General features: G+C 70.6%; 28 protein-coding genes. 12 read left to right on the top strand and 16 right to left on the bottom strand.

What is annotated here, in order from left to right; translation table 11 throughout:
- From VLI41_RS05355 to VLI41_RS05340, 4 genes are all read left to right on the top strand, one after another.
- On the top strand, nucleotides 1-3038 hold a 3038-nt coding region (locus VLI41_RS05355), incomplete at its 5' end, for an error-prone DNA polymerase (RefSeq protein WP_325267027.1).
- 81 nt (nucleotides 3039-3119) lie between these two features.
- Entirely contained in the window at nucleotides 3120-3785 is a 666-nt protein-coding gene (locus VLI41_RS05350) for a TetR/AcrR family transcriptional regulator (RefSeq protein ID WP_325267026.1), read from the top strand.
- A 225-nt stretch (nucleotides 3786-4010) separates the two neighbouring features.
- Entirely contained in the window at nucleotides 4011-5129 is a 1119-nt protein-coding gene (locus VLI41_RS05345; RefSeq protein ID WP_325267025.1) for a glycosyl hydrolase, read from the top strand.
- A 3-nt stretch (nucleotides 5130-5132) separates the two neighbouring features.
- On the top strand, nucleotides 5133-5396 hold the full coding sequence (locus VLI41_RS05340) for a MoaD/ThiS family protein (protein WP_325267024.1): 264 nt from the start codon (nucleotides 5133-5135) through the stop codon (nucleotides 5394-5396).
- On the opposite strand, the gene serA is transcribed toward VLI41_RS05340, so the two are convergent.
- The 4 genes from serA to VLI41_RS05320 all read right to left on the bottom strand — a co-directional run bounded on the left by serA (nucleotide 5393) and on the right by VLI41_RS05320 (nucleotide 9256).
- The gene (serA, locus tag VLI41_RS05335; RefSeq protein ID WP_325267023.1) at nucleotides 5393-6967 is read right to left on the bottom strand and encodes a phosphoglycerate dehydrogenase; all 1575 of its coding nucleotides are present in this window, start codon (nucleotides 6965-6967) and stop codon (nucleotides 5393-5395) included. The two genes, VLI41_RS05340 and serA, sit on opposite strands and share 4 nt — an antisense overlap.
- Nucleotides 6968-7131: 164 nt before the next feature.
- Entirely contained in the window at nucleotides 7132-8316 is a 1185-nt protein-coding gene (locus VLI41_RS05330; RefSeq protein WP_325267022.1) for a phosphoserine transaminase, read from the bottom strand.
- Between the two features lie 108 nt (nucleotides 8317-8424).
- Entirely contained in the window at nucleotides 8425-8871 is a 447-nt protein-coding gene (locus VLI41_RS05325) for a hypothetical protein (RefSeq protein WP_325267021.1), read from the bottom strand.
- A 61-nt stretch (nucleotides 8872-8932) separates the two neighbouring features.
- Entirely contained in the window at nucleotides 8933-9256 is a 324-nt protein-coding gene (locus VLI41_RS05320) for a hypothetical protein (RefSeq protein WP_325267020.1), read from the bottom strand.
- A gap of 256 nt (nucleotides 9257-9512) precedes the next feature.
- Here VLI41_RS05320 and VLI41_RS05315 point away from each other — a divergent pair, with 256 nt between their 5' ends.
- Nucleotides 9513-11411 (top strand): ATP-binding protein, encoded by a 1899-nt coding sequence (locus VLI41_RS05315; protein ID WP_325267019.1) that lies wholly within the window; start codon nucleotides 9513-9515, stop codon nucleotides 11409-11411.
- Nucleotides 11412-11724: 313 nt separating this feature from the next.
- Entirely contained in the window at nucleotides 11725-11955 is a 231-nt protein-coding gene (locus tag VLI41_RS05310) for a hypothetical protein (RefSeq protein WP_325267018.1), read from the top strand.
- A gap of 50 nt (nucleotides 11956-12005) precedes the next feature.
- Here the strand turns inward: VLI41_RS05310 and VLI41_RS05305 are convergent, their stop codons facing one another.
- From VLI41_RS05305 to thiD, 4 genes are all read right to left on the bottom strand, one after another.
- A complete protein-coding gene (locus VLI41_RS05305; protein ID WP_325267017.1) occupies nucleotides 12006-12824 on the bottom strand; it encodes a PhzF family phenazine biosynthesis protein in 819 nt (272 codons plus the stop codon).
- Nucleotides 12825-12887: 63 nt separating this feature from the next.
- Complete coding sequence (locus VLI41_RS05300) at nucleotides 12888-13406, bottom strand: nucleotidyltransferase family protein (protein ID WP_325267028.1); 519 nt, start codon at nucleotides 13404-13406, stop codon at nucleotides 12888-12890.
- Between the two features lie 56 nt (nucleotides 13407-13462).
- Nucleotides 13463-14197: an MBL fold metallo-hydrolase gene (locus tag VLI41_RS05295; RefSeq protein ID WP_325267016.1), complete on the bottom strand. Its 735-nt coding sequence runs from the start codon at nucleotides 14195-14197 to the stop codon at nucleotides 13463-13465.
- Nucleotides 14194-15000, bottom strand: coding sequence for a bifunctional hydroxymethylpyrimidine kinase/phosphomethylpyrimidine kinase (gene thiD, locus VLI41_RS05290; RefSeq protein ID WP_325267015.1), 807 nt, complete (start codon nucleotides 14998-15000; stop codon nucleotides 14194-14196). The genes VLI41_RS05295 and thiD overlap by 4 nt, the downstream gene beginning before the upstream one ends.
- Nucleotides 15001-15076: 76 nt before the next feature.
- On the opposite strand from thiD, the gene VLI41_RS05285 reads away from it, so the two are divergent.
- The 4 genes from VLI41_RS05285 (at nucleotide 15077) to VLI41_RS05270 (ending at nucleotide 18359) form a co-directional block, all read left to right on the top strand.
- On the top strand, nucleotides 15077-15379 hold the full coding sequence (locus VLI41_RS05285) for a metalloregulator ArsR/SmtB family transcription factor (RefSeq protein WP_325267014.1): 303 nt from the start codon (nucleotides 15077-15079) through the stop codon (nucleotides 15377-15379).
- The gene (locus VLI41_RS05280; protein WP_325267013.1) at nucleotides 15376-15894 is read left to right on the top strand and encodes an SRPBCC family protein; all 519 of its coding nucleotides are present in this window, start codon (nucleotides 15376-15378) and stop codon (nucleotides 15892-15894) included. Before VLI41_RS05285 ends, VLI41_RS05280 begins: the two co-directional genes overlap by 4 nt.
- Before the next feature lie 78 nt (nucleotides 15895-15972).
- Nucleotides 15973-16869, top strand: a complete 897-nt coding sequence (locus tag VLI41_RS05275) for an ABC transporter ATP-binding protein (protein WP_325267012.1) — start codon at nucleotides 15973-15975, stop codon at nucleotides 16867-16869.
- Nucleotides 16866-18359 carry an ABC transporter permease gene (locus VLI41_RS05270; protein WP_325267011.1) on the top strand — a complete coding sequence of 498 codons (1494 nt, stop codon included), beginning with the start codon at nucleotides 16866-16868 and terminating at the stop codon, nucleotides 18357-18359. The genes VLI41_RS05275 and VLI41_RS05270 overlap by 4 nt, the downstream gene beginning before the upstream one ends.
- On the opposite strand, the gene folP is transcribed toward VLI41_RS05270, so the two are convergent.
- The 3 genes from folP to rpsU form a co-directional block, all read right to left on the bottom strand.
- Nucleotides 18356-19195 (bottom strand): dihydropteroate synthase, encoded by an 840-nt coding sequence (gene folP, locus VLI41_RS05265; RefSeq protein ID WP_325267010.1) that lies wholly within the window; start codon nucleotides 19193-19195, stop codon nucleotides 18356-18358. The genes VLI41_RS05270 and folP overlap by 4 nt on opposite strands.
- Before the next feature lie 101 nt (nucleotides 19196-19296).
- Nucleotides 19297-21180: an ATP-dependent zinc metalloprotease FtsH gene (gene ftsH / locus VLI41_RS05260; RefSeq protein WP_325267009.1), complete on the bottom strand. Its 1884-nt coding sequence runs from the start codon at nucleotides 21178-21180 to the stop codon at nucleotides 19297-19299.
- Between the two features lie 189 nt (nucleotides 21181-21369).
- Nucleotides 21370-21603, bottom strand: coding sequence for a 30S ribosomal protein S21 (gene rpsU / locus VLI41_RS05255; RefSeq protein WP_111275467.1), 234 nt, complete (start codon nucleotides 21601-21603; stop codon nucleotides 21370-21372).
- A gap of 186 nt (nucleotides 21604-21789) precedes the next feature.
- Here rpsU and VLI41_RS05250 point away from each other — a divergent pair, with 186 nt between their 5' ends.
- Complete coding sequence (locus VLI41_RS05250; RefSeq protein ID WP_325267008.1) at nucleotides 21790-22479, top strand: COQ9 family protein; 690 nt, start codon at nucleotides 21790-21792, stop codon at nucleotides 22477-22479.
- 31 nt (nucleotides 22480-22510) lie between these two features.
- On the opposite strand, the gene VLI41_RS05245 is transcribed toward VLI41_RS05250, so the two are convergent.
- Genes VLI41_RS05245 through purE form a run of 3 tightly spaced genes read right to left on the bottom strand, consistent with a single transcriptional unit; the run spans nucleotide 22511 to nucleotide 24677 of the window.
- Complete coding sequence (locus VLI41_RS05245; RefSeq protein WP_325267007.1) at nucleotides 22511-23101, bottom strand: class I SAM-dependent methyltransferase; 591 nt, start codon at nucleotides 23099-23101, stop codon at nucleotides 22511-22513.
- Complete coding sequence (locus VLI41_RS05240) at nucleotides 23101-24192, bottom strand: 5-(carboxyamino)imidazole ribonucleotide synthase (protein ID WP_325267006.1); 1092 nt, start codon at nucleotides 24190-24192, stop codon at nucleotides 23101-23103. The genes VLI41_RS05245 and VLI41_RS05240 overlap by 1 nt, the downstream gene beginning before the upstream one ends.
- The gene (gene purE / locus VLI41_RS05235; protein WP_325267005.1) at nucleotides 24189-24677 is read right to left on the bottom strand and encodes a 5-(carboxyamino)imidazole ribonucleotide mutase; all 489 of its coding nucleotides are present in this window, start codon (nucleotides 24675-24677) and stop codon (nucleotides 24189-24191) included. Before purE ends, VLI41_RS05240 begins: the two co-directional genes overlap by 4 nt.
- A gap of 156 nt (nucleotides 24678-24833) precedes the next feature.
- Between purE and VLI41_RS05230 the strand changes: the two genes are divergently transcribed.
- Nucleotides 24834-25550: a GGDEF domain-containing protein gene (locus tag VLI41_RS05230; RefSeq protein WP_325267004.1), complete on the top strand. Its 717-nt coding sequence runs from the start codon at nucleotides 24834-24836 to the stop codon at nucleotides 25548-25550.
- 2 nt (nucleotides 25551-25552) lie between these two features.
- Here VLI41_RS05230 and VLI41_RS05225 read toward each other — a convergent pair whose 3' ends face one another.
- Both VLI41_RS05225 and VLI41_RS05220 read right to left on the bottom strand, forming a co-directional pair.
- On the bottom strand, nucleotides 25553-25768 hold the full coding sequence (locus VLI41_RS05225; RefSeq protein WP_325267003.1) for a YdcH family protein: 216 nt from the start codon (nucleotides 25766-25768) through the stop codon (nucleotides 25553-25555).
- 12 nt (nucleotides 25769-25780) lie between these two features.
- The gene (locus VLI41_RS05220; protein ID WP_325267002.1) at nucleotides 25781-26227 is read right to left on the bottom strand and encodes a TIGR02444 family protein; all 447 of its coding nucleotides are present in this window, start codon (nucleotides 26225-26227) and stop codon (nucleotides 25781-25783) included.
- Nucleotides 26228-26306 lie beyond the last annotated feature (79 nt).

Below are 26306 nucleotides of genomic sequence, written 5' to 3'. Positions count from 1 at the left end.
ATGGGGGGAGTGAAAAACGCATCCCCAAGGGCGAAACCTGGCTCACGTTCGAGGACGCGCTGCCGTTCGCCGAGGGATTGGTCGCCATTGCCCCGGCGTCTGACGTCCTCGACCCCGCGTTCGAACAGCGGCTCAAGCGGTGGCGCGCCGCCTGGCCGGACCGGCTCTATCTCGGCGCGCGGCTGCTGCATCGGGGGGACGACCGGGCGCGGCTGGCGGCGATGGCGCAGATGGCGCAGCGCACCGGTGCGCCGATGGTGGCCACCAACGGGGTGCTCTACCACCACTTCGAGCGGCGGCCGCTGCAGGACGTGCTGACCTGCATCCGCGAGGGGACCACCATCGATGCGGCGGGGCTGCGGCTACAGGCCAACGCCGAGCGCTACCTCAAGCCCGCCCGCGAGATGGCGCGGCTGTTCCAGGGCCATGAAGCGGCGCTCGCCCGCACCGCCGAGATCGTGCAGGCCTGTCCCTTCTCGCTGGACGAGCTGAAGTACCGCTACCCCGACGAGCCGGTGCCGCCCGGCAAGACCGCCGACCAGCACCTGCGCCGGTTGGCCATCGAGGGCGCCCGCCGCCGCTGGCCCAAGGGCGCGCCGGCCAAGATCGTGCAGACCCTGCGCAAGGAGCTGAAGCTGATCCGGCGGCTGAAGTACCCGCACTACTTCCTCACCGTGAACGACATCGTCGCCTGGGCGCGGGGTGAGGGCATCCTCTGCCAGGGCCGCGGCTCGGCGGCCAATTCGGTGGTCTGCTACTGCCTGGAGATCACCGGGGTCGACCCGACCCAGCAGGACCTGCTGATCGAGCGCTTCATCTCCGAGGAGCGGGCGGAGCCGCCCGACATCGACGTCGATTTCGAGCACGAGCGGCGCGAGGAGGTGATGCAGTACGTCTACCGCCGCTATGGCCGCCATCGCGCCGCCATCGTGGCGACGGTGATCCACTATCGGCCGCGCATGGCGATCCGCCAGGTGGGCAAGGCGCTGGGGCTGACCGAGGACATCACCGCCGCGCTCGCCAACACCGTCTGGGGCGCCTACGGCGAGGGCGTGCCCGACGCGCACATCCGCCAGGCCGGGCTCGATCCCGATGCGCCGGAGATCCGCCGGGCGACCTCGCTGGCCCATCAGCTGCTGGGCTTTCCCCGGCACCTGTCGCAGCACGTGGGCGGCTTCGTGCTCACCCAGCGGCGGCTCGACGAGACCGTGCCGATCGGCAATGCCGCCATGGACGAGCGCACCTTCATCGAGTGGGACAAGGACGACATCGACGCGCTCGGCCTGATGAAGGTCGACGTGCTGGCGCTCGGCATGCTGACCGCGCTGAAGAAGGCGATCGACCTGCTGCCGCCGCTGCCGGACGGGCGGCGGATCACCGACATCGCCGAGATCCCGCAGGATGATCCGACGGTCTACGAGATGCTCTGCCACGCCGATTCCGTCGGCGTCTTCCAGGTGGAGAGCCGGGCGCAGATGTCCATGCTGCCCAGGCTCAAGCCGCGCGAGTTCTACGATCTCGTCATCGAGGTGGCGATCGTCCGCCCGGGGCCGATCCAGGGCGACATGGTGCACCCCTATCTCAAGCGCCGCGAAGGCAAGGAGCCCGTGGTGTTTCCGAGCCCCGCGCCCGGCCAGGGCGATGCGGACGAGCTGCGCCAGGTGCTCGGCAAGACCCTGGGCGTGCCGCTGTTCCAGGAACAGGCCATGCGGCTCGCCATCGAGGCGGCCAGGTTCACCGAGGACGAGGCCGACGGCTTGCGCCGCTCGATGGCCACCTTCCGCGCCAACGGCCGGCTTTGGGAGTACCGCGAGAAGTTCATCGAGGGCATGACGGCGCGCGGCTACGAGCCGGAGTTCGCCCAGCGCTGCTTCAAGCAGATCGAGGGCTTCGGCTCCTACGGCTTCCCGGAAAGCCACGCGATCAGCTTCGCGCTGCTGGTCTACGCCTCGGCCTGGGTGAAGCGGCATCACCCGGACGTGTTCTGCGCCAGCCTGCTCAACGCCCAGCCGATGGGCTTCTACCAGCCGGCCCAGCTGGTCCGCGACGCCCGCGACCACGGCGTCGAGGTGCGTCCGCCGGACATCCTCGCCTCCGACTGGGACTGCACGCTGGAGGAGGCCAGAACCTCCCCCATCAGGCGGATGGGGGAGGGGGACCACGAAGTGGTGGAGGGGGCGGCCGGTGCAGTGCGCGGCAGCCTCCCCCTTCACCGCGCTGCGGTCCCCCTCCCCCGCGATGACGCGGGGGAGGTTCGCCACTTCCGCGCCGTGCGCCTGGGCTTCCGCCAGATCAAGGGCTTCAGGAAGGACGAGGCGCTGCGGCTCATGCAGGCGCGGTCGGATGGTGCGCGGACGCTGGAGGACTTCGCGCTCGGCGCAGGCGTTTCGCGGCGCGGCCTCGAGCTGCTCGCCGAAGCCGAAGCCGTCCGCTCGCTCGGCCTCGACCGGCGCCAGGCGCTGTGGGCGGTGAAGGGGCTGGCCGGCGAGATCGGGGCCGAGCGCGACGCCCCGCTCATCGCCCGCCGGACCGCGAAGGAGGCGCAGGTCCTGCTGCCCTTCATGGGCCAGCCGCAGCACGTGGCCGAGGACTACCGGACCACCAGCCTCTCGCTGAAGGCGCATCCGGCGAGCTTCTTCCGCGAGGAGCTCGCCCGCTCAGGCGCGGTCCCCTGCGCGGCCCTGAAGACGATGCGCGACCGCCGGCGGACCTCGGTCGGCGGCCTGGTGCTGGTGCGCCAGCGGCCCGGCACCGCCAAGGGCGTGGTGTTCATGACCCTGGAGGACGAGACCGGAATCGCCAACGTCGTGGTCTGGAAGGCGACCTTCGAGGCCAACCGCCGGCTGGTGATGGGCGGCTCCTTCGTCATCGTCCACGGCCAGGTGCAGAAGGAAGGCGAGGTGATCCACCTCGTGGCCGAGCGGTTCACCGACCTCTCGCACCGGCTCTCCGAGATGCGCGACGGCGAGGCGGAGCCGGCGCCGCGGGTCCGCAGCCGGGTGAGCGGCCGGCTGATCCGCAGCCGCGACTTCCATTGACCCGCCACCGGCCGAGGGGCGCGCCCGGCGCCCTCGCCGGCCAGAGCTTGGCTCCGGCCCCCCGGAGCGTATTGTGCCGGTGTGGCAGAGACCAAAGCCAGGACGCCCCGGGGCCCCAACGCCGAACGCCGCGCCGCCACCCGGGCGAAGATCCTATCGGCCGGCGTCAAATGCCTGGCCGAGTTCGGCTACGCCGCCACCTCCACGCCGCTCGTGGCCCGCATGGCCAAGGTCAGCCGCGGCTCGCTGCTGCACCAGTTCCCGACCAAGATCGAGCTGATGCTGGCCGTCGCCGAGCACGCCTGGATCGTACAGCGCGACTTCATCCGCGCCCAGGTCGCCGCCAACCCGCCGGGGCGGGATCAGTTCATCGGCGGCGTGCAGGCGGTCTGGAAGGGGCTGCAGCTGTCGGAAGCCATCGCGGTGATGGAGATCATGATCGCGGCCCGCACCGACGCCGAGCTGCGCGAGCGCTTCAAGGCCTTCCTCGGCCAGACCGAGTCCAGCATGCACCGAACCCGCCGGCGGATGGCCGAGGGGCTGCTGGGCGCGCCCGACCACGTGGCCGAGGTGGACGCCATCGCTCACCTGACGCTCTCGGCGCTGCGCGGGCTGGCGCTCGAGACCGTGTTCATCGGCCGGCCCACCGCGGAGGCCGACAAGGTGCTGGCGCTCCTGGAGAACATCCGGCGGCGGATGGCCGACGAGATCTCGGTCGAGCAGCAGCCGCGGGTGCGCAACCTGTAAGCACGATTGACCACAAATTCTCCGCCCCGGATTGGCCGGCCTACGAGCCCGCCCGACGCGCATGGTGTTCGACACCGAGATGCGGGTCGCCGACGATTACCGCGGCGACTTCGTGCGGATGATCTGCGACGCCGATCCGAAAGCGCCCGATCCGCGCAAGGCCTGATCGCGATCCGCCTGTCGGATCGGCGTGGTATGAATCGTCCTCGGTTCGGGAGGAAGCCGATGACCGAGGCCATGCAACTGCTGATCGGGACGCGCAAGGGCGCCTGGATCTTGCGCAGCGATGCGGCGCGCGCGACCTGGCGCGCCGAGGGGCCCCTGTTCCTGGGGCAGATCATCAACCATTTCCGGATCGATCCGCGCGACGGGCGGACCATGCTGATGGCCACGGCCACCGGCCACCTGGGCCCGACCATCCTGCGCTCCACCGACCGCGGCAAGAGCTGGACCGAGGCCAGGCAGCCCCCGGCTTTTCCGAAGGGCGACAAGCTCGGCCGCGCCGTGCACCACACCTTTTGGCTGGAGCCCGGCCATGCGGATGAGCCCGGGGTCTGGTGGGCGGGGGCCTCGCCGCCGGGCCTGTTCCGCAGCATCGACGGCGGCGAGACCTGGGAGAGCGTCGCCGGCCTCAACGAGCATCCGATGGTGGGCGAGTGGCTGCCCCCGGACGGCGGCACGCCGGATGGGGCGATCCTCAACCAGGTGGTCGTCGACCCGCGCGACAAGCGCCACATCTATCTGGCCACCTGCTCGGCGGGCGTGCTGGAGAGCCTGGATCAGGGCGCAAGCTGGCGGCCGCTGAACCGGAACGTCCGCTGCGACTTCCTGCCCGACCCCTATCCGGAGTTCGGCCAGGACAGCCATTACATCGCGCTCGCGCCGGCCGATCCCGACCGCATCTGGCAGCAGAACCACTGCGGCATCTACCGCCTCGATCGGCCGGGCGAGGTGTGGGACCGCATCGGCGAGGCGATGCCGAAGGAGGTGGGCGACATCGGCTTCACCGTCGTGCCGCATCCCCGCGACCGCGAGAGCGCCTACGTCTTCCCGATGGACGGCACGGAGGTCTGGCCGCGCGTCTCGCCCGGCGGCCGGCCCGCCGTCTACCGCACCCGCGACGGGGGCGCGAGCTGGGAGCGGAAGGACCGCGGCTTTCCGGCCGAACAGGGCTGGTTCACCGTCAAGCGGCAGGCGTTCTGCGGCGACCACGCCGATCCCATGGGCCTCTATCTCGGGACCACCGGCGGCGAGGTCTGGATGAGCGACGACGAGGGCGAGAGCTTCCGCCAGATCGCCGCCCACCTGCCGGAGATCTATTCGGTGGTGGCGGCCCGCGTCTGAGCCATGGTCTCGGTCCTGATCCCCTCCCAGCTCACCGCCTACACCGAGGGCGCGACCCGCGTGCCCGCGGCCGGCGCCACGGTGGACGAGGTGCTGCGGGACCTGGACGCCCGCTTTCCCGGCATCCGGTTCCGCGTCGTCGACGAGCAGGATCGCGTGCGCCGGCACATGCGGATCTTCGTGGGCCTGGAGGAGACCCGCGCGCTCGGCCGGCGGCTCTGCGACGGCGACGAGCTGCTGATCTTCGGGGCGCTGAGCGGCGGTTAGAATCCCAGCGTCCGCGCCTCCTTGACGTGCGGCAGCCTGCGGATCTTCTCGACCAGGCCGTCGGTGGGCGCCTGGTCGACGCCGACCAGGGCGATGGCGTCCTCGCCCGCCGCGACCCGGCCCAGGTTGAAGGTGGCGATGTTGACCTTGGCTTCGGCCAGCAGGGCCCCGAGATTGCCGATGAAGCCGGGCTTATCCTCGTTGTTGACGTAGAGCATGGTCGGCATGAAGGGCGCGTCGAGGTCCATGCCCTTGACCTCCACGACGCGCGGCGCGCCGGCCTGCACCGAGCCCGCGAAGGAGCGCTTGCCCTTCTCCGTGGTGACGGTGATCCGGACCAGGCTCTCGTAGATCGGGCTCTCGTCCTGCTTGGATTCCGAGACCGTGATGCCGCGCTCCTTGGCGACCGCCGGGGCGGAGACCATGTTCACCTCGGCCAGCATCGGACGCATCACCCCGGCCAGCGCGGCAGCCGTCAGCGGCCGGGTGTTGAGCTTGGCCACCTCGCCCTCGTAGGCGATGTCGATCGCCTTGATGCCGAAGTCGACCATCTGGCCGGCGAACAGGCCGAGCTTGTCGGCGAGCGCCACGAAGGGCCGCAGGCGCGGCGCCTCCTCGGCGGTGACAGAGGGGCTGTTCAGCGCATTGCTCACCGCGCCGGTGAGCAGGTAGTCGCTCATCTGCTCGGCGACCTGCAGGGCGACGTTCTCCTGCGCCTCGACGGTGGAGGCGCCGAGGTGCGGCGTGGCGATGAAGTTCTCCGCGCCGAACAGCGGGTTGGACTTGGCCGGCTCCTCGACGAAGACGTCGAAGGCCGCGCCGCCCACGTGGCCGGCGTCCAAGAGCTTGCGCAGCGCCGCCTCGTCCACCAGTCCGCCGCGCGCGCAGTTGACGATCAGCACGCCCTTCCTGGTCTTGGCCAGGTTCTCCTCGGAGAGGATGTTGCGGGTCTTGTCGGTGAGCGGGGTGTGCAAGGTGATGACGTCGGCCCGCTTCAGGAGCTCGTCGAGCTCGACCTTCTCGACCCCGATCTCGATCGCCCGCTCCGGCGACAGGAAGGGATCGTAGGCGACGACGTGCATCTTCAGGCCGTTGGCCCGGTCGGCGACGATGGAGCCGATGTTGCCCGCGCCGATCAGCCCCAGGGTCTTGCCGTACAGCTCGACGCCCATGAAGCGGTTCTTCTCCCACTTGCCGGCCTGGGTCGAGACGTCGGCCTGCGGCAGCTGGCGGGCGAGCGCGAACATCATGGCGATGGCGTGCTCGGCGGTGGTGATCGAATTGCCGAACGGCGTGTTCATGACCACGATCCCGGCGGCGGTGGCGGCCGGGATGTCGACATTGTCCACGCCGATGCCGGCGCGGCCGATGACCTTCAGCCGCTTGGCGGCGGCGATGACCTCCTTGTCGGCCTTGGTGGCCGAGCGGACCGCCAGGCCGTCGTAGTCGCCGATGATCTTGAGCAGCTCGTCCTTGGAAAGGCCGGTCTTCACGTCGGCGTCGACGCCGCGCTGGCGGAAGATGTCGACGGCGGCGGGGGAGAGCTTGTCTGCGATGAGCACGCGGGGCATTTCGGTTTCTCCGGAAGCCCTTCCCCTCGATGGGGAAGGGTTGGGATGGGGTGTGGCTGCGGAGTTGGGTGTGAGCGGAGGTTGGCGCCCGATCGGAGCGACCTTCGCCTCAACGCACGCACCCCTCTCCAACCTCTCCCCATCGAGGGGAGAGGCTTTGGGCGTTACGCGGTCTGAAGCTGGTCGGCGGTGGTCTGGAACGCCCAGTCGAGCCAGGGCGTCAGCGCCTCGAGATCGGAGGCGTCGACCGTCGCGCCGCACCAGATGCGAAGCCCGGGCGGGGCGTCGCGGTAGCCGGCGACGTCATAGGCCACGTCTTCCTTCTCCAGCGCGGCGGCGAGCTTCTTGGCGAAGTCGGCCTGGGCGTCCTCCGGAAGCGAGGTCACCCGGGGATCGATCACCTTCAGGCACACCGAGGTGTTGGAGCGGATCGACGGGTCCTCCGCCAGGAACGCGACCCACGGCGTCTTCTGCGCCCAGGCTTCCAGCACCGCCAGGTTCGCGTCGGCCCGCCGGCGGAGCTCGGCCAGGCCGCCGATCGAGGCCGCCCAGCGCAGGGCGTCGAGATAGTCCTCGACGCAGAGCATGGAGGGCGTGTTGATCGTCGAGCCCTCGAAGATCTCGGCGTTCAGCTTGCCGGCCTTGGTGAGCCGGAAGAGCTTCGGCAGCGGCCAGGGCGGGGTATGGCTCTCCAGCCGCGCGACGGCGCGGGGCCCGAGGATCAGCATGCCATGACCGGCTTCCCCGCCCAGCGCCTTCTGCCAGGAGAAGGTCGCCACATCGAGCTTCGCCCAGTCGAGATCCTGGGCGAAGGCGGCGCTCGTCGCATCGCAGATCGCCAGGCCCTCGCGGTCGGCGGCGATAAAGGCGGCGTCCGGCACGCGCACCCCCGAGGTCGTGCCATTCCAGGTGAACACCAGGTCGGCGTCCTTGCGCACCTTGGCGAGGTCGGGCAGCTGGCCGTAGGGCGCCGACAGCACCTCGGCCTCGACCTTCAGCTGCTTGGTGACGTCGGTCACCCAGTCCTTGCCGAAGCTCTCGAAGGCCAGAAGCTGGACAGGGCGCGCGCCCAGGAGCGACCACATGGCCATCTCCATGGCGCCGGTGTCGGAGCCCGGGACGATGCCGATGAGATAGTCCTCGGGGACCTGCAGCAGCTCGCGCGTGCGGTCGATCGCTTCCTTCAGGCGCGCCTTGCCGAGCTTCGAGCGATGCGAGCGGCCGAGCACGGCGTTCTGGAGATTTTCAGGAGCCCATCCGGGGCGCTTGGCGCAGGGGCCGGATGAAAATTCGGGGCGAGCCGGGCGCATGGCCGGCTTCGGAGGCGTGGTCACAGCGATATCTCCCATCCTTGCAGATGGGCGGCGTCCCGTTGGGAGGACGTGGCCCGCGGGCCAAGAACGCCGCTTCGTGCTGCAGTGCAAGAGAAAGTTTCCGGCGCCGCGCTCGGGGCGACTTTAGGGCGCAGGGACTTCCGGCGAGGCCGGGGCGCGCCATCGATGCCGCCAGGCGACCAGGGTGCCGATGATCAGGCACCAGATGATGCCGGTCCAGTCGAGATTGTTGATCGCGGCGTGCAGGTAGTCGCGGTCGGACCGGTCGGTCACCAGGTAATAGGAGTGGAGCGAGAACTGGGCGGCGTAGAACAGCATCGCCCCACCCATCCACAGCGCGCCGTAGCGCACCGTGACGACCAGCAGCGCCAGCGCCGCAAAGCCGTCGTTGCAGAGTCGGATCACGCCTTCCGCGTCAGGCGCGAGCCATTGGCCCACATCGCCGATCAGCACGTTGGCGATCACCACGCCGGCGCCCAGGCGTTCGGCGATCCCGCCCTTCCAAAGCGCGAAGCCCGCGCCGAAGACGGAAAACAGATCGATAAGGAGTCTGATCGACAGGCCAAACATGACTTCGCGCCCCTAACCCAGTTAGAGGCGCGAAATCAGTTAAAGTTCTGCAACTATGTGGTCAGACCGCCTCGGCGACGGCGCGATCCGAGTCGGTTTCCGCCAGGAAGGTCGGCTTGTCTTGGCCGTTCATCTTCGTGCGGATGCCGAGACGCAGCTTGGCCTGGTTCAGCTCTTCGTGCACCGCGACCATCGCCGTGCGGGCTTCACTGAGGGCCTTGAGCGCCTCCATGAGCTTCACCTGGCAATCGTCGGCGAACACCAGCGACGCATTCACGTCCTGCCGCGCCTTGAGCATTTCGCTCATGAATTCGGAGGCTTCCACGAGAGCCGTGTCGACCGCCGCTTCGGTGGCGAACAGCTTGGCCGCCACCTTCTTCGCCACAAAAACCTTTTCCATCACAGCCCCCAGTTGCGGGTTAACGATAAGATCGAGCGGACGGTAAATGAATGGTGAAGCCTTTCGCAACCGATTCATGGGTTGTTAACCACGATTCTCGCTCTCGGGGGTTGTGGTGTGGCGATGGCGCCACAGCAAAGGTTGGATTCGAGGGTCCGGCGGCCTCCGTCTCGTGGGTGCGAGAAGCGAACCGTTAGGAAAATCTCGCTACAGCGGGTTCCGTGCATTCCAAGCGAAGGCGATGACCCGGCCCACTCCCTCCCGCGAAGCGGCCCACGTGGCCACCTTCCACGGCCGCGTCGCGCGTGTCGGCCTGGTCACCACGGTGGTGGTCCTGTTCGCCGCCTGCTGCACCTTCATGCTGCAGCAATGGGCGGTGGCCCGCACGCAGTCGCACAACGTTCACGTGTCTCTCGCGCAGGTCACGGCCGTCAATCTCGCGCCCGCGCTCGCGCGCAGCGATCCTGCGGCGTACGGCGCCTCCCTCGACGCCCTGGCGGCGAGCCCGCGCGTGGTGGCGGCCCGGCTGGATGCGCCGGACGGCCGGAGCCTCGCCGGGTATCGCGCGGTCAAGCCCGCCCAGGGCGAGCAGGAGACCATCCAGGCCGATGTGCGCGAGGGCGGCCGGGCGCTTGGGCGCGTCACCCTGGTGGTCGCCAAGCCCAGCCTTGCGCCGCTGCTGCCGCAGTTCATCGCACTCACCGCCGTCCTGCTGTTCGGCGGCGTGGGCGTCGCCCTGTTCCTGGCCCGCAGTCTCGCGCACCGGGTGATCGCGCCGGTGCAGCGCCTGTCCGAGGCGATGCACAAGGTCGCCGCCGGCGGCAGCTTCGAGCCGGTGGAGGTCGCCGCCGCCGACGAGCTGTTCCGCAGTCTCACGGCCAGCTTCAACCACCTGCTGGCCAAGCTTGCCGAGCGCGAGGACGAGCTGAAGCGCGCCATGCATGACCTGGAGCTCGCCCGCGACGCCGCCAATGCCGCCAACGTCCTCAAGACGCAGTTCCTGGCCAACATGAGCCACGAGATCCGCACGCCGCTGAACGGCGTGCTGGCCATGGCCGAGGTGATGTCGATGGGCGAGCTCGCCCCGGTGCAGCGCGACCGCCTCGACGTGATCCGCCAGTCCGGCGGCCTCTTGCTGGCGGTGCTGAACGACGTGCTCGATCTGTCGAAGATCGAGGCCGGCAAGCTCAGCCTGGTGGTCGACGACTTCGACCTGGAGCCGGTGGTCACGGCCGCGGCCGACAATTTCCGCGTGCTCGCCGAGCAGAAGAAGCTGGCGTTCAGCTTCGAGGTGGACGAGGCCGCGCACGGCTGGTGGCGGGGCGATTCGGACCGCCTGAAGCAGATCGTGGGCAACCTCCTGTCGAACGCCGTGAAGTTCACGCCGCACGGTGGGGTCGAGGCCCGCATCGACATCAATTCCAAGACCGACTCGCTGCGCGTGACGGTGCGCGACACCGGCGTCGGCATCGCGGCGGAAAAGCTGCCGACCCTGTTCGAGAAGTTCACCCAGGCGGACAACTCGGCGACGCGCCGTTTCGGCGGCACGGGGCTGGGGCTCGCGATCTGCCGCGAGCTCACCCAGATGATGGGCGGCGCCATCGACGTGGAGAGCCGCGAGGGTGAGGGCTCGACCTTCACCGTGGAGCTGCCGCTGCCCCGGGGCGCGCCGAGCGAGGCCGAGGCCAAGGCGCCGGAGATGAGCGGCGACGACGGCGACCTGCGCCTGCTGGCCGCCGAGGACAATCCAACCAACCGCCAGGTGCTGGCTGCGGTCATGGACTCGCTCGGCATCGACATCGACATCGTCGCCGACGGCAAGGAGGCCGTGGATGCCTGGCGGGTGGGCGGTTACGACCTGATCCTGATGGATATCCAGATGCCGGTGATGGACGGGATCACCGCCGCCCGCGAGATCCGGGAGCTGGAGGCCACGGAAGGCCGGCGTCGCATCCCGATCGTGGCGCTCACGGCCAACGCGCTGACCCATCAGATCGAAGAGTACCTGGCCGCCGGAATGGACGGCCACGTCGCCAAGCCGATCGAAATCGCCAAGCTCTACGAGGCGATCAGCGTGGCCCTCAACGCGGCCGCGACCGGGGCGACGGGACGCCGCGCCGCCGCCGCCCGAGCCGGCTGAACCGCACACAACGAGCGCCTCAGGCAAGCTTCAGCCGCGGGATGATCTCCTGCCCTGGCTGGACTGCCCGAGCACGCGATGGATAGGTGGATTCGCGGAAACCATGTCGCCAAGTGAGAGTTTTCAAGGCGTGTCGGGGCAGGACCTAAGCAGAGGGACACCGAAGCAGAGGAACTGACCAATGACGAAGCTTAAGATCCTGGCTGCCGCAGCCGCGTCAACGCTTGCGCTTGGTGGCGCGACGGTTGCGACGACTGCTCAGGCGCAGCCCTACTATCATGGCTACTCCGACAGTCGCCTGAATACCGCCTACGTGAACCATCTGGGCTGGAAGATCGACCGGGCCCGGGAGCGCGGCATGATCTCCTGGCGCCAGGCGCGCGACCTGCACATGCAGCTGGCCAGCGTACAGCCGTTGGCCTGGCGGGCCCAGACGGGGCAAGCCCGGCCGTGGGAAGTCCGCAGGCTCGAGAACGTGGTCAACCGGATCGACAGCCTGACCCAGGGGTACGCCTACAACATGCGCCGGCCCTACTATCGCTAAGCGGCGCTGAGGCCGAAGCGAGCGCCCCCGGATGCGTCCGGGGGCGCCTTCTATTCGGGGAGGCTCAAGAGCCGCGCGTCGAGCGCGGTCACCGCAGTCCCCCGCAGCAGCGCCCGCTCGCCCGCGACTTCGCAGTCCAGATCCCCGCCCCGGCCCGGGTAGGCCTGGTGGAACTTCACTCTGGCGCGGCCAAGCTTCGCCGCGAACAGCGGCGCCAGGATGCAGTGAAGCGAGCCGGTCGCCGGATCCTCCGGCACGCCCGACCCGGGCGCAAAGAATCGGTCCGCCACATCGTACGGCCGTCCGGGATCGGCGATGGCCGCGACGCCCACATTGCCGCGTTGGGCGGCGGCGCTCGCGAGGACATTCAGCCCGGCGATGTCGGGCCGCAGCGCGCGGACGGCGGCCTCGTCCTTCAGCACCACCACCAGATATTGCGCGGCCCAGACCTCCTCGGGCTCGGCTCCCAAGGCCTCGGCCAGTCCCGCCGGCGCCTCGATGCGGCGCGGCATGGTCGCGGGGAAGTCCATCTCGTAGGCCGCGCCGGCGCGGCGGACCCGCAGCGGGCCTGAGCGGGTGTCGAAGGTCACCTCGCCGGCGGTCAGGCCCAGTTCGGCGAACAGCACATGCGCCGAGGCCAGCGTCGCGTGTCCGCAGAGCGGAACCTCCATGGCCGGCGTGAACCAGCGCAGGTCGAAGCGCGCCGGATCGGCGGTCTTGCGCAGGAAGGCGGTCTCGGCCTGGTTGTTCTCCGCCGCCAGCGCCTGCATCCATCGCTCGGCCGGCCAGGCCGCCATCGGCTCCAGCACGCAGGCCGGATTGCCCATGAACGGCCCGCTGGCGAAGGCGTCGACGGTCCACTGGCGCATGGCGGCTTCTCTCGAACGGTGGCAGGACGTCTACATAGCGGCCGGATATAGTTAGCCAAGCGGCTAATTGGTTACGGCAAGCTCCGGCCAGCGGGCGACGGCGGAGGCCGCGATCCGGGCGAAGCCCCGCACCTCCGGCCGCGCCGGATTCGGCCGGAGCCTGAGCGCGAAGAGGTCCTCCAGGCCGAAGGGGGCGACAATGCCCAGCCGATCGTCCCGCTCCAGCCGCACGCCGACGGCGAACAGCGGGCTCACGAAACGGCCGACCGCCTCGGCCGTGCAGCTCAAGGGCGTGTAGGGCTCGCCGAACTTCCCCTCGAACCACAGGTGGACGCGGGCCTGGTTGCGCACCTCCACCATGTCGCGAAGCGGCGTCTCGAAGGCGGCCGCCACGCGCCGGATCACCTCGTCCTCGGCCTCGTAGGATAGGTCGCCCGCATCGAAGTAGCCGAGGTCGTAGTCCTTGATCCCATAGTCGACGTCTCGGCCGGTGAGGCGGTTCAGCACGGGCTGGTAGACCGCCCCGGAGAACACCAGCCAGTCTGAAAGCTCGAGCTCCCGAGCCGTGGTCAGCACCTGCATCAGCCTGGGCGCGGCGCGGACGATCTCGTCCAGCCGGCCGGCGAGCGCCGCCTCGCTCAAAACACGATCTCCAGCCCGTCGTGCGCCTTCATCGTCCCCTCGGGCGCGGGCCTCGCCAGCATGTCGTCGCCCATGTGGGTCAGCACCGTCCGCTTGGCCCCGATCTCCGCCATGTGGGCGAGGAGGTCGTCGACGTCCATGTGGCCGGTGACCTTGCGGCCGCGGAACGAGGCCTCGCAGATGAACACGTCCGCCCCCTGCGCGGCGGCGATCAGCGCCGGCGTCCAGGCGGTGTCGCCGGAATAGGCGAGGACGCGCCCCTCGGCCTCGAGACGCAGCGCGTTGGAGGGCGTGCCGCTGAAGTGGTCCATGGCCACAGTGGTGACAGCAACGCCCGCCACCTCCTGGCGCTCGCCCGCCGGCAGCTCCACGAGGTTGAGCTCGAACCGCGGCCGGTTTTCCGACGAGCGGGGGAACAGCGCCTCCTGCAACTCGTGCAGCCGCGCCGGCAGGCCTTCCGGCCCGGCGATGGTGAGCGGGGCCGCGCGGCGGCTCATGAACTGCGCGTCGAGCAGGAAGAACGGCAGCCCGCCGAAGTGGTCGCCGTGCAGGTGGCTCAGGAAGATGGCGCCGATGGCGTTCAGGTCGACGCCCGACCGCCGCAGCGCGATCAGCGAGGAGGCGCCGCAGTCGACGAGGAACCGGCCGGTCTCCCCGGCGACGTGGAAGCAGGTGTTGAACCGCCCGCCCGAGCCGAACGCGTCGCCGCAGCCGAGGAAGGTGAGCTTCATCGGCTGCTCTCCTGCCGCAAGGGCCAGCCGTGGTCCAGCGGCCCGTGGCCCTGGCCGAACCCGGGCGCGCGGGCGATCGCTTCCTGCACGTAGGCCCAGGCGCGGGCCGCGGCGGTCTCGAGGCTCATCGCCTGCGCCAGGCCCGCGGCGCAGGCCGAGGCCAGCGTGCAGCCGGTACCGTGGGTGTGCCGGCTCTCGATGCGCGCCGTCTCGAAGCTGGTCTCGCCATAGGGCGTCATCAGCACGTCCGTCAGCCGCTCGCCCGGCAGGTGGCCGCCCTTCATCAGCACCGCCCCGGCGCCCGCCTGCAACAGCGCCTCGCCCGCGCGGCGCAGGTCGTCCGCGGTCGCGACCGCCAGACCGGTCAGCGCCTCGGCCTCGGGCGCATTGGGCGTCAGCAGCGCCGCGCGCGGGACCAGCAGGCGCGTCATCGCATCCACCGCCTCCTCGGCGAGCAGCCGCGCCCCGCCCTTGGCGACCATCACCGGATCGATCACCGCCGGCCGGGCCGCCTCGTCGAGCAGCGCCGCCACGAGCTCGACGATCTCGACCTCGCCCAGCATGCCGGTCTTGATCACGTCCGCGCCGATGTCGGAGAGCACGGCGCGCGCCTGGGCGGCGATCAGCTCGCCCGGCAGCGGGTAGGCGGCGCTGACGCCGAGGGTGTTCTGGACGGTGATGGCGGTGATCGCAGTCGCCGCATAGCCGCCGAGCGCGGTGACGGTCTTGATGTCGGCCTGCACCCCCGCGCCGCCGCCGGAATCGGAGCCGGCGATGATCAGCACTCGTCCCAACGGCCGCATGCGACTGCCCTAGCCCTTTTGCGTTCGGCGCGCACATTGCTTGAAAGTTATATAACTGTCTGGTAATTTTCCCGGCATGGACCCGTTCGAAGCGCTCGCCGAGCCGAACCGCCGCCGCATCCTCGACCTGCTGCGGGAAGGCGAGCGGCCGGCCGGCGAGATCGTCGAGGCCCTGGCGATCAGCCAGCCGGGCGTCTCGAAGCACCTGCGTCTGCTGCGCGAGGCGGGACTGGTGAGCGCGCGCGCCGAGGGGCAGCGCAGGCTCTATCGGCTGGAGCCGAAGGGCCTCTCCGGACTGGAGGCCTGGCTCGCCCCCTATCGGCGGTTCTGGGCCGATCGCCTGGCCGCCCTGGAAGATCACCTGGAGAGCGAGCAATGACCCTGAGCGATATGGAACTCGGCGCGGTGAGACGGCGCGGCGCGGTCTACGACCTCTTGTTCGAGCGCCGGTTCGCCAAGCCGATCGAGAGAGTCTGGGCGGCGCTCACCGTGCCGGAGCGGATCGCCGATTGGTTCTTGGATGCTGACGTCGATCTCCGGACGGGCGGGCGCATGGTGCTGAGCGCGCCAGGCTATGCGTCGTCCGAGCACACCATCGTAGAGCTCGATCCGCCGCGCGTCCTGGCCTGGACTTGGCCGCACGCAGAACATCCGGATTCCGTCGTTCGTTTCGAGCTCGAGCCCGACGGGAAGGGTTGTCGCCTGAGGCTCACCCAGACGAACCTGCCTGCGCCGCGACTCATCTCGATCGCGACCGGCTGGCACGTGCACATGGAAGGCTTGCCCGCCGCCGCCGACTCGATCCGACACCCGTTCAGTCGCCGCCGCGAGCGTGAGATGTCGGCGGTCTACCGCGCCCGCCTGCCGGCCTGGGGCGTCCCGGCCGCGGGTTGACGCGGCCCGTGCGAGCGGCGAGCCTCGCCATACCGGTCCTTCGGGGAGGCGCGCCTGTCAGTCCTGGCATTCGACCGCGTGGTGAAGCGATACGGCGGTTTCACCGCGGTCGACGATCTCAGCTTCGAAGTCCCGGAGGGCGGGGTCTTCGGCTTCCTCGGAGCCAACGGCGCGGGCAAGACCACCAGCCTGCGCATGGCGCTAGACATCCTGCGGCCGACCTCCGGGAGCATTTCCGTGCTCGGGCGCGCGCCGGGCCGCAAGGGCTCGGGCGAGATCGGCTTCCTGCCGGAGGAGCGCGGCCTCTACCGCCAGATGTCGGCCGTCGAGACGGTCGCCTATTTCGGCCAGCTGAAGGGCATGCCGGCCGCCGCCGCGGGCGCCGCGGCCAGGCTGCTGATCGACCGCTTCGGTCTTTCCGAGTTCGGCGACGGGAAGGTGGAGCGGCTCTCCAAGGGCATGGCCCAGAAGGTGCAGCTCGCCGCCGCCCTGGTGACGCGCCCGCGCCTGCTGGTCCTCGACGAGCCGTTCGCCGGGCTGGATCCGGTGAACCAGGCCGTGCTGGAGGAGCTGGTGCTCGAGCTCTCGCGCGGTGGCTCCACGGTGATCTTCTCGACCCACGTCATGCAGCACGCCGAGCGGCTCTGCGATCGGCTGCTGCTGATCGCCCGCGGCCGCAAGGTCTTCCAGGGCGATCAGGACGAGGCCCGCGCGCAGTTGCCGGCGCGGCTGGTGATCGCCGCCAGGGCGGATCCGCGCGGCCTCCCCGGCGTCGCCGCCGCCCAGGCGCTGGGGCCCGCGAGCGACGGCTGGACCGATTACGAGGTGGCGCTGGCGCCGGGTTCCTCGAGTGCGGCCCTGCTCGAGGTCTGCACCGCCGGCGGCTTTCCGCTCCGCCGCTTCGAGACCCGGCAGGCCAGCCTGCACGAGGTGTTCCTGCATCTGGTCGGCGGCGACCCGGAGGAGAAGCCATGACGCCGATGCTGCTGGTGGCGCGCCGGGAGTTCCGCCAGATCGCCCGCACCCGCAGCTTCTGGGTGACGCTGCTGCTGTTCCCGGTGGCCATCGTGCTCAGCCAGGTTTCGGTGCGCTTCTTCCGACCGGCCGAGGGCGCAGCCTACGTCATCGTGGACGACACCGGACGCTACGCCCCGGCCATCGATCGCCGCCTGAAGGTGAACGCCGAACGCCAGACGCTGAGCGCGCTCGCCACCTACGCCGAGCGCTGGAAGATCGCGCCCGACCAGGGCCAGCAGGTCTGGGCCGGCGGCCCGCGCTGGTTCAGCGACGCCGACGTCGCCGCCTTCGAAGCCGCCGGCGGCCTGCCCGTCGCCCAGGCGCAGATCGCCAGGCGCAAACCTGCCGCGGCCCCGGACTTCCGCGCGCCCAAGCCCGCCTATGTGCGCATCGCCCCGCCGGCCGGGGTCGTGACCACCGCCGGGCCGGAGCGATTCGGCGCCTCGCTGGCGCCTCTCCTGAAGACCGACGTGGCGACGTCGCAAGGGCCGCGGCCGCTCGGCCTGGCGGTCTACATCCCGGCCGACTTCGGCGCCGCGCCGGCGCGGCTGTGGACCAACGGGCGCGCCTATCCGCAGCTCATCGAGGACGTCCGCCAGGAGCTGAACCAGGGCCTGCGCCTGCGCGCCCTGCAGGCGGAGGGGATCGATCTTGCGGCGCTCGCCCGGGCGCAGACCGTCTCGGCCCCGATCACGCTCACCGTCCCGCCCACGGGATCGGGGCGCGAGCGGATGATCCTGCGCTCGGCCCTGCCGCTCGGCTTCGCCTATCTGCTGTTGATCTCGCTGATGGTCTCCGGCGCCTGGATGCTGCAGGGGCTGATCGAGGAGCGCTCCAACAAGCTGCTCGAGGCGGTGATCGCCTGCATCACCCCCGAGGACCTGCTCTACGGCAAGCTGATCGGCGTGCTGGCCATCGGCGCCGTGATGATCCTCGCCTGGATCGGCTTCGCCGTCGCGGCGGGCTTCGTCTTCCAGGGCGCGATCGCCGACTACCTGCGGCCGGCCCTGGCCTCGGTGAGCTCGCCCTGGGTGGTCGTGGCCCTCGTCTACTTCTTCGCCGCCGGTTACCTCTGCATCTCCATGCTGTTCTTGGCGATCGGCTCGATGAGCGACAACATGCGTGACGCCCAGGGCTACCTCTCGCCGATGATCCTGGCCCTGACGCTGCCGGTGGCGGCGATGATGAGCGCCGTGCTGCAGAACCCCGACGGCCCCTTGCCGCGGACGCTGTCCTGGATCCCGGTCTATGCGCCGTTCGCCATGATGGCGCGGCTGGGAAGCGGGGTCTCGCCGCTGGAGGTGGCGGGCTCGGCGGCGGTGCTCGCGGTCTTCATCGGCCTGGAGCTGGTGGTGATCGGGCGGCTGTTCCGGGCGAACCTGCTGCAGGCCGGCCAGCCGCTGCGTCTGAAGGACCTGCCGCGCCTGCTGGCGCGCGCGCCGGCTTAGGACGGCCAGGCCGCCTCGCCGAGCGCCTGCCACACCCGCAGCGCCTGGACGGTCTCGCGCACGTCGTGGACCCGCACCGCCGCGACCCCCGCCGCCGCGCCCCAGAGCGCGCCGGCGATCGAGCCGCCGAGCCGACGGTCCGCCGCCACGCCGCCGCCGTCGACCGCGGAGATGAAGCTCTTGCGGCTGACCCCCAGCAGGACCGGAAAGCCCAGGGCCGTGATGCGCCGCAAGCCGGCGAGCAGCGGCAGGTTGTGGCGGAGCATGTGCTTGCCGAAGCCGATCCCCGGATCGAGCCAAATGCGCTCCCGCCGGACGCCCGCCGCCATCGCCGCGGCAGCCCGATCGGCGAGGAACTCCGCCACCTCGGCCACGACGTCGTCATACCGCGGCGCGGCCTGCATCGTCCCGGGCTCGCCTAGCATGTGCATCAGCACCACCTCGCAGCCGAGCTCGGCGGCGAGCGCCAGGCTCTGCGGCGCATGGCGCAGCGCGGTGACATCGTTCCACATGCCGGCGCCGGCCGCGACGGCCGCCCGCGCGACGGCGGGCTTCATGGTGTCGATGGAGATCGGGAGGGCGCTCGCGGCCCGCACGGCTTCGATCACCGGGACCACCCGGGCGATCTCCTCGGCCGCCGAAACGGGCGCCGCCCCCGGGCGCGTGGACTCGCCGCCGATGTCGAGCATGTCGGCGCCCTCGGCGATCAGCCGCCGGGCGTGCGCCGCCGCCGCTTCAGGATCGAGGTGGCGACCCCCGTCCGAAAAGCTGTCGGGCGTGACGTTGACCACGCCCATCACCCTGACCGCTGCTGCTGCTGCCTTCGTCGTCGCCATCTCCGTCCCGACTGCGCCAATCCTGCGCCGAGCTATAGCCGAGCGCACGAAAAAGGCGGCCGCCTTGCGGGCGGCCGCCGCCTTCTTGTCGTCTGAAGCCGTCAGGCCGGCTCGGGATCGGGCCTGGGCGAGATCGGCACGGCCACCGAAGGCCCGACCGGGCGCTTGACCTCGGGATCCTCCCTGACCGGCGCCACGCCCTTCAGCACGTTGATGATCTCCTCGGGGTTGAGCGTCTCGTACTCCAGGAGCGCCTTGGCGAGGATGTGCAGCTCTTCGATCCGTCCGGTGAGGATCCGCCGCGCCTCCTCCTCGCCGGCCTTGACCAGCCGCTTGACCTCTTCGTCGATGATCTTGGCGGTGGCCTCGGAGACGTTCTGGTTGCGCGCCACCGAGTGGCCCAGGAACACCTCCTCCTGGTTCTCGCCGTACTCCACCGCGCCGAGCTTGTCGGAGAAGCCCCACTTGGTGACCATGGCCCGGGCGAGCTTGGTCGCCTGGCTGATGTCGTTGCTCGCGCCGGAGGTGATCTTCTCCTTGCCGAAGATCAGCTCCTCGGCGACGCGGCCGCCGAACAGGATGGCCAGCCGCGAGGCCATCTGCTCGTAGCTCATGGAGTACTTGTCCCGCTCGGGCAGCTGCATGGTGACGCCGAGCGCCCGGCCGCGCGGGATGATCGTCACCTTGTGCAAGGGGTCGGTGGAGGCGACGTTCAGCACCACCAGGGCGTGGCCGCCCTCGTGGTAAGCGGTGAGCTTCTTCTCGTCCTCGGTCATGACCATGGACCGCCGCTCGGCGCCCATCATCACCTTGTCCTTGGCGTCCTCGAAGTCGCGCATCATGACCATGCGGCGGTTCTTCCGCGCAGCCATGAGCGCCGCCTCGTTGACCAGGTTGGACAGGTCCGCGCCCGAGAAGCCGGGGGTGCCGCGGGCGATCACCTTGACGTCGACGTCGGCCGCCAGCGGCACGTTGCGCATGTGGACCCGCAGGATCTTCTCGCGGCCGTTGATGTCGGGGTTCGGCACCACGACCTGACGGTCGAAGCGGCCGGGGCGCAGCAGCGCCGGATCCAGCACGTCGGGCCGGTTGGTGGCGGCGATAAGGATGATCCCCTCGTTGGCCTCGAAGCCGTCCATCTCGACCAGCAGCTGGTTCAGCGTCTGCTCGCGCTCGTCGTTGCCGCCGCCCAGGCCTGCCCCGCGGTGACGGCCGACGGCGTCGATCTCGTCGATGAAGATGATGCAGGGCGCGTTCTTCTTCGCCTGCTCGAACATGTCGCGCACGCGGCTGGCGCCCACGCCGACGAACATCTCGACGAAGTCGGAGCCGGAGATGGTGAAGAACGGCACGCCGGCCTCGCCTGCGATGGCGCGCGCCAGGAGCGTCTTGCCGGTGCCGGGCGGGCCGATCAGCAGCGCGCCCTTGGGGATCTTGCCGCCCAGGCGCTGGAACTTCTGCGGGTCCTTCAGGAAGTCGACGATCTCGGAGAGCTCCTCCTTGGCCTCGTCGACGCCGGCTACGTCCTCGAAGGTGACGCGGTTCTTGTTCTCGGTGAGCAGGCGGGCCTTGGATTTGCCGAAGCCCATGGCGCCCCTGGCCCCGCCCTGCATCTGGCGCATGAAGAAGATCCAGACCCCGATCAGCAGAAGCACCGGCAGGGCCTGCAGGATCACCCCCATCAGGGTCACGCCGCCGACCGGCTTGACGTCGATCTCGGCGCCTGTGGACTCCAGTTTCTTGACCAGGTCGTCCTGGTTGACCGGCGTCATGGCGGTGAAGACGTGGTTCGCCTGGTCCTTGACCTCGACGGCCGCGCCGCGGATCACCGCCTGCTTGACCTCGCCGGAATTCACCTTCGCCACGAGTTGCGAGTAGGGGATCTCGCTGGCGCCCGCCGCGCGGCCGCCGCCGGTCACCATGCTGTAGAGACCGACCAGGACGACGACGATCACGCCCCAGATGACGAAATTGCGCAGGTTCATCGGTTGAATCCGCCTTCGAGGATTGCGGGCAGGGACATTAAAGATAGGACGCCGACTGGCGTTCCACCACAAATGCGCTCCGTCGCGCGACGGAAGATCGCGCCTTGACTGTGCCCTTGGCCAAAACGCAAGAGCCGCGCCCTTCGGCGCGGCTCTTACATGAGATCGGTATGCGTCGTTCGTGAGTCGTCAGCGGCTCGGCTTCTTCGGCGCGGCGATGAGGCCCTCGCGCTGGGCGCGCTTGCGGGCCAGCTTGCGGGCCCGGCGCACCGCCTCCGCCTTCTGGCGGGCGCGCTTCTCGGAAGGCTTCTCGTAGTGGACGTGCCGCTTCATCTCGCGGAACGAGCCCTCGCGCTGCATCTTCTTCTTCAGCGCCTTCAGGGCCTGGTCGACGTTGTTGTCACGAACGAAAATCTGAACCAGAGGTCTCTCTCCTGTCTGCGGCTCCCGCCCGTCCCCCTGTCTCCCGACGAAGCGGCGGCGGCGAGCGAACAGAAATATCGACGCCCGGAGGCCATGGGCCTTCGGGTCAGAGCGCGGCGGGATACCAGAAGCCGGCCGGCCTGTCCACGCCGCGACGGCATAGCGGAAATGGCTTAAGATCGCCCTATGGCGAACGCCGGGACGACGCAAGACTGGGCCGGGGCCGCCGAGCAGCGGGTGCTCGACGAAGCCCTGAGGCTAGCTGCGTCCGAAGGCTGGACGCGGCGCATGGCCCGGCTGGCCGGCCGCGCCGCCGGGCTTTCCGAAGGCGAGACCGAGCTCCTGATCCCCCACGGGCCGGCCGATCTCGCCGCGCTGCTCGCGGACCGCCACGATGCGCGGGCGCTGTCGATGCTGCAGGACGTCGATCCGGCGTCGCTGAAGATCCGCGAGGCGATCCGCGCCGGCGTGGAGGCGCGCCTCGACGCCGCCGCCCAGGACGAGCCCTCCACCCGCCGCTGGCTGGCCTGGCTGGCGCTGCCGCCCAATGCGCCGCTCGCCGCGAAGCTCGCCTGGCGGAGCGCCGACGTCCTCTGGCGCTGGGCGGGCGACGCCGCGACCGACGAGAATCACTATTCGAAGCGGCTGCTGCTGGCCGGCATCCTCTCCGGCGGCCTGGCCCTGCGGATGCACGCCAGCCGCGCCGACGCGCTCGCCTTCGTGGACCGCAGGATCGAGGACGTGATGCGCTTCGAGCGGCTCAAGGCGACGACGCCGGTCCGCCCGTACGACCTGATGGCCGGCGCGGTCCGCGCCCTGGGCAGGGCCCGCTACGGCCGGCCCCAGCCCCCGCCGGACCTCACCGACGTCCCTTGAGCTCCTGCTTCCCCGAGACGGGGGGAAGCCGCTAAGCCGCCTTGCGGCAGAGCAGGCTGAGCCACCGCTCGCTCGATCGGTCCGGCCGCACATCGCCGCTCACCTGCATCGAGATCAGCTCGAGTCCGCCCACCTGCGCCAGCAACGCCTGCGCGCCCGCCTCGTCCAGATCGGTGAAGCGGCGGCCGTTCGCCTCGCGCTCGCGGGTCCCGTATTTGAACGACATGAACCAGGCGCCGCGGGGGACGAGCGCCCGCTTCAGACGCACGAGCGTGGCGGGAAGCTCGGTGCGGGCCACGTGCAGCAGCGAGGCGCAGGTCCAGATCCCGTCGAAGGCCCCGCTCCAGGCCATCTCGTCGAAGGTCATCACGCGAACCTCCACACCGGCGTGGGCGCGGGCGAGGGCCGCCAGCGCCGGGGCGGCTTCCGTCGCGGTCACCTGGAAGCCCATCTCACGCAACGCCCTGGCGTCGCGGCCCGCGCCGCAGCCCGCGTCCAGCACCCGGCCGCCGGGCGGCAGCAGGCCCGCGAACGCCCTGAGCTGCGGCAGCATCTCGGCCGCCACGCTGCGGGCGAAGAAGTCCGCCGCGTTCTCTTCGTAGAAGCGGATGGAATCCACCATCAGAGCGGCTTCACGCGATTGACGTGACCCATCTTGCGCCCAGGCTTGGCCTCGCGCTTGCCATAGAGGTGCAGGCGCGTCTCGGGCTCGTGCGCCAGGCGCAGCCAGCCCTGCATCTCGTCGCCCAGCAGGTTCACCATCTCCACCCGGGCGATCGCGTGGGTCGGCCCCAAGGGCCAGCCGGCGACGGCGCGAATGTGCTGCTCGAACTGGTCGACCTCGCAGCCGTCCAGCGTCCAGTGGCCGGTGTTGTGCACCCGCGGCGCGATCTCGTTCACCAGCAGCCGCCCATCCTCCATCTCGAACAGCTCGATCCCGATCACGCCCACATAGTCGAGGCCGGCCAGAACCCGCGCGGCGATCCGCTCGGCCTGATCGACGACGGCCGAGGCGGCCTGGGCCGGGGCGAGGGAGCGGCGCAGGACGCCGCCCTCGTGGTGGTTCTCGGCCAGCGGATAGACCGCGGTGGCTCCGTCGCGGGCGCGGGCGGCGATGATCGACAGCTCGCGGCGGAAACCCGCCGCCGCCTCCAGGATCACCGGGCCGCCGCCCAGCTCGGCGAAGGCGCGGGCCGCGGCCGGGGCGTGCTCCACCCAGCGCTGGCCCTTGCCGTCGTAGCCCTCGCGGCGGGTCTTCATGAGCGCGGGCGCGCCCACCTCATCGATCGCCGCGACCGCCTCGTCGGGACTCGACGCCGGGGCGAAGGCCACGGTCGGCGCGCCGTGGGCGTTGAGGAAGCTCTTCTCCTCGAACCGGTCCTGGGAAACCTTCAGCGCCAGGGGACCCGGGGCCACTTCGACCCCGATGTCGGCGAGCTGCGCCACGGCGGCGGCGGGGACGTTCTCGAACTCAAAGGTGACCACGCCCGCAAGATCGGCCAGCGCCTGCAGCGCCTTGGGATCGTCGTAGGCCGCGGTGATGGCGTGCGCGCTGACCCGCGCGGCCGGACCGTCCGGCTCAGGATCGAGAACGGCGACGTCGAGCCCCAGACGCCCGGCCGCCTGGGCCAGCATGCGGCCCAGCTGGCCGCCGCCCAGGATGCCGAGGGTCGAGCCGGGCGCGAGCGGCAGGACCGCGGGACGGCGCCTCAAGCGTCCTCCACCGTCTCGGGAACGCCGGCCGTCTGGGTCGCGGAGAACGCCGCCATCCGCTGCGCCAGCCCGCGATCGGAGAGCGCCAGGATGCGCGCGGCCATCAGGCCGGCGTTGCGCGCCCCCGCCTCGCCGATCGCCAGCGTGCCCACCGGGATGCCGGCCGGCATCTGCACGATGGAGAGCAGGGAATCCATGCCCTTCAGCGCCTTGGTCTCGATCGGCACGCCCAGCACCGGCAGCTCGGTGAGCGAGGCGGTCATGCCCGGCAGGTGCGCCGCGCCCCCGGCGCCGGCGATGATCACCCTGACGCCCGCGGCCTTGGCGGACTTGGCGAATGCGTACATGCGCTCCGGCGTGCGGTGCGCCGAGACCACCTTGGCCTCGTAGCCCACGCCCAGGCTCTCCAGCGTCTCGGCGGCATGCCGCAGCACCGGCCAGTCGGACCGGCTGCCCATGATGATGGCGACGGGCTGGGCGGTCATGCTTCGGTTTGGGATCCTCGAGCCCCCGGCCAGGAAAGGCGCGGAGTATAGGCGGGCGCTTTGCGGCGGCAACCGGCAGGGTTAGGATTCGCCCCAGGCGATCGTCGCGTCCTTGATTCCATTCGCCCTCCGAGGCGGCAGCCCCTCAGGAAGCCCATGAAGATCACCGGCGCGCGCCTCGAGCCCTTCTCGACCATCCGCAGGCGCGCCCTCGCCCAGGCCGGCGCGCAGTCGGCCGCGCCGGCGGCTGGCGGCGACACCACCGCCTTCCTCGGGCTCGCCGAGCGCGACCTGACGCCGGCCGTGCAGCGAGCGCTGCAGAGCCTGCTCATCGAGATCGACGATCTCCGCGGCGAGGTGGCGCGGCTCAAGGCGCAGCTCGCCGAAACCCAGGACCTCGCCGACCGCGACGGGCTGACCCCGCTGCTCAATCGGCGCGCCTTCCTGCGGGAGGTGGGCCGCATCCGCGCCTTCTGCCAGCGCTATGGCGCGCCGGCGAGCCTGGTCTACTTCGATGTCGACGAGCTGAAGTCGATCAACGACCGCTTCGGCCATGCGGCCGGCGATGCGGTCCTGCAGGCGGTCGCCGACCGGCTGTCGGGCAACGTGCGGGATTCCGACCTCGTCGGGCGCATGGGAGGCGACGAGTTCGCCGTGATCCTGGTCCAGGCCGACCAGCCGGTGGCGGAGGCCAAGGCCGCCGCGCTCGCCAGGGCCGTCGAGCGCGAGCCGATGTCGTTCGGCGACTGGTCCGCCCCGCTACACGTCTCCTATGGGGTGCGGCAGATCTCGGCCGACCTCGAGCCGGAGGCGCTGGTCGCCGCGGCCGACGCGGCGATGTACGCCGCCAAGCGGGACCGCGGGGCCGCCTGAGCCTACGCCGGGATGTCCGGCGTCAGCAGATCCTCGATGCGGGCGATCTCGTCCTTCAGGAGCAGCTTCTTCCGCTTCAGCCGCCCGATCAGCATCATGTCGGCGAGCGGCGAGGCGGCGACCGCCTGGATGGCGGCGTCGAGGTCGGCATGCTCCTGGCGCAGCTCCGCGAGCTGCGCGCGGAGCGCCTCTTCCGAGGCATCGGGAAGATCGTTCATGGCCCGCCGAATCTAGCCCAGCGCCGCGGCGAGCGCAGCCAGTTCGTCGTCCGGCGCGGCGCGGCCCCAGGCCTGCGACGCCGCCTTCAGCGCGTCCAGCTCGTGCGCCCCGCCGCGCGCCTCGCCGGCCAGCGCCTCGAGCGCCTCCATCAGCACCCGCTCGGCGCGGAGCTCGGCGGCTTTGACGTCCTCCCTCAGCCCCTCGCGCGCGCCGTCGTCGATCCGCGGAAAGCGTGGCTTCAGCGCGCGGCGGACCTCGCGCAGCGGCGCGAGCGCCGTCGCCTCCCAGGCGCGCGCCAGCTCGGCCGCCCGGACCAGCAGGGCGCGATCCGCGGTCTCCGCCCACACCGCCCAGAGCAGGAGTGAGGTGTTCTGGCCGAATTCGTCCTGCAGCCTCAGGCAGGCTTCGGGCGCGCCCGGGCGCCCGTAGGCGCGAAGCGTCCATTCCCATAGCGACATCGGCTCAGGCCTCCTCGCTCTTCAGGGGGCCCACATCCTGGCCCCAACGCTTCACCGGCCGCCAGGAAAGCCCGAAGAG

It is taken from the genome of Phenylobacterium sp., assembly GCF_035475775.1.
Lineage (GTDB): Bacteria > Pseudomonadota > Alphaproteobacteria > Caulobacterales > Caulobacteraceae > Phenylobacterium.
This window is presented reverse-complemented; position numbering and strand designations above follow the sequence as displayed.

What these genes read in the sequence shown, in the direction of transcription:
- VLI41_RS05230 (WP_325267004.1), top strand. Translation starts at nt 24,834, where the DNA reads ATGAAGATCACCGGCGCGCGCCTCGAGCCCTTCTCGACCATCCGCAGG.
- VLI41_RS05330 (WP_325267022.1), bottom strand. Translation starts at nt 8,316, where the DNA reads ATGGGAGATATCGCTGTGACCACGCCTCCGAAGCCGGCCATGCGCCCG.
- VLI41_RS05300 (WP_325267028.1), bottom strand. Translation starts at nt 13,406, where the DNA reads ATGCAGGTGCTGACCACGGCTCGGGAGCTCGAGCTTTCAGACTGGCTG.
- folP (WP_325267010.1), bottom strand. Translation starts at nt 19,195, where the DNA reads ATGGCGACGACGAAGGCAGCAGCAGCAGCGGTCAGGGTGATGGGCGTG.
- VLI41_RS05345 (WP_325267025.1), top strand. Translation starts at nt 4,011, where the DNA reads ATGACCGAGGCCATGCAACTGCTGATCGGGACGCGCAAGGGCGCCTGG.
- VLI41_RS05280 (WP_325267013.1), top strand. Translation starts at nt 15,376, where the DNA reads ATGACCCTGAGCGATATGGAACTCGGCGCGGTGAGACGGCGCGGCGCG.
- VLI41_RS05220 (WP_325267002.1), bottom strand. Translation starts at nt 26,227, where the DNA reads ATGTCGCTATGGGAATGGACGCTTCGCGCCTACGGGCGCCCGGGCGCG.
- VLI41_RS05245 (WP_325267007.1), bottom strand. Translation starts at nt 23,101, where the DNA reads ATGGTGGATTCCATCCGCTTCTACGAAGAGAACGCGGCGGACTTCTTC.
- VLI41_RS05250 (WP_325267008.1), top strand. Translation starts at nt 21,790, where the DNA reads ATGGCGAACGCCGGGACGACGCAAGACTGGGCCGGGGCCGCCGAGCAG.
- VLI41_RS05315 (WP_325267019.1), top strand. Translation starts at nt 9,513, where the DNA reads ATGACCCGGCCCACTCCCTCCCGCGAAGCGGCCCACGTGGCCACCTTC.
- VLI41_RS05340 (WP_325267024.1), top strand. Translation starts at nt 5,133, where the DNA reads ATGGTCTCGGTCCTGATCCCCTCCCAGCTCACCGCCTACACCGAGGGC.
- VLI41_RS05270 (WP_325267011.1), top strand. Translation starts at nt 16,866, where the DNA reads ATGACGCCGATGCTGCTGGTGGCGCGCCGGGAGTTCCGCCAGATCGCC.
- thiD (WP_325267015.1), bottom strand. Translation starts at nt 15,000, where the DNA reads ATGCGGCCGTTGGGACGAGTGCTGATCATCGCCGGCTCCGATTCCGGC.
- VLI41_RS05225 (WP_325267003.1), bottom strand. Translation starts at nt 25,768, where the DNA reads ATGAACGATCTTCCCGATGCCTCGGAAGAGGCGCTCCGCGCGCAGCTC.
- VLI41_RS05305 (WP_325267017.1), bottom strand. Translation starts at nt 12,824, where the DNA reads ATGCGCCAGTGGACCGTCGACGCCTTCGCCAGCGGGCCGTTCATGGGC.
- serA (WP_325267023.1), bottom strand. Translation starts at nt 6,967, where the DNA reads ATGCCCCGCGTGCTCATCGCAGACAAGCTCTCCCCCGCCGCCGTCGAC.
- ftsH (WP_325267009.1), bottom strand. Translation starts at nt 21,180, where the DNA reads ATGAACCTGCGCAATTTCGTCATCTGGGGCGTGATCGTCGTCGTCCTG.
- purE (WP_325267005.1), bottom strand. Translation starts at nt 24,677, where the DNA reads ATGACCGCCCAGCCCGTCGCCATCATCATGGGCAGCCGGTCCGACTGG.
- VLI41_RS05295 (WP_325267016.1), bottom strand. Translation starts at nt 14,197, where the DNA reads ATGAAGCTCACCTTCCTCGGCTGCGGCGACGCGTTCGGCTCGGGCGGG.
- VLI41_RS05285 (WP_325267014.1), top strand. Translation starts at nt 15,077, where the DNA reads ATGGACCCGTTCGAAGCGCTCGCCGAGCCGAACCGCCGCCGCATCCTC.
- VLI41_RS05325 (WP_325267021.1), bottom strand. Translation starts at nt 8,871, where the DNA reads ATGTTTGGCCTGTCGATCAGACTCCTTATCGATCTGTTTTCCGTCTTC.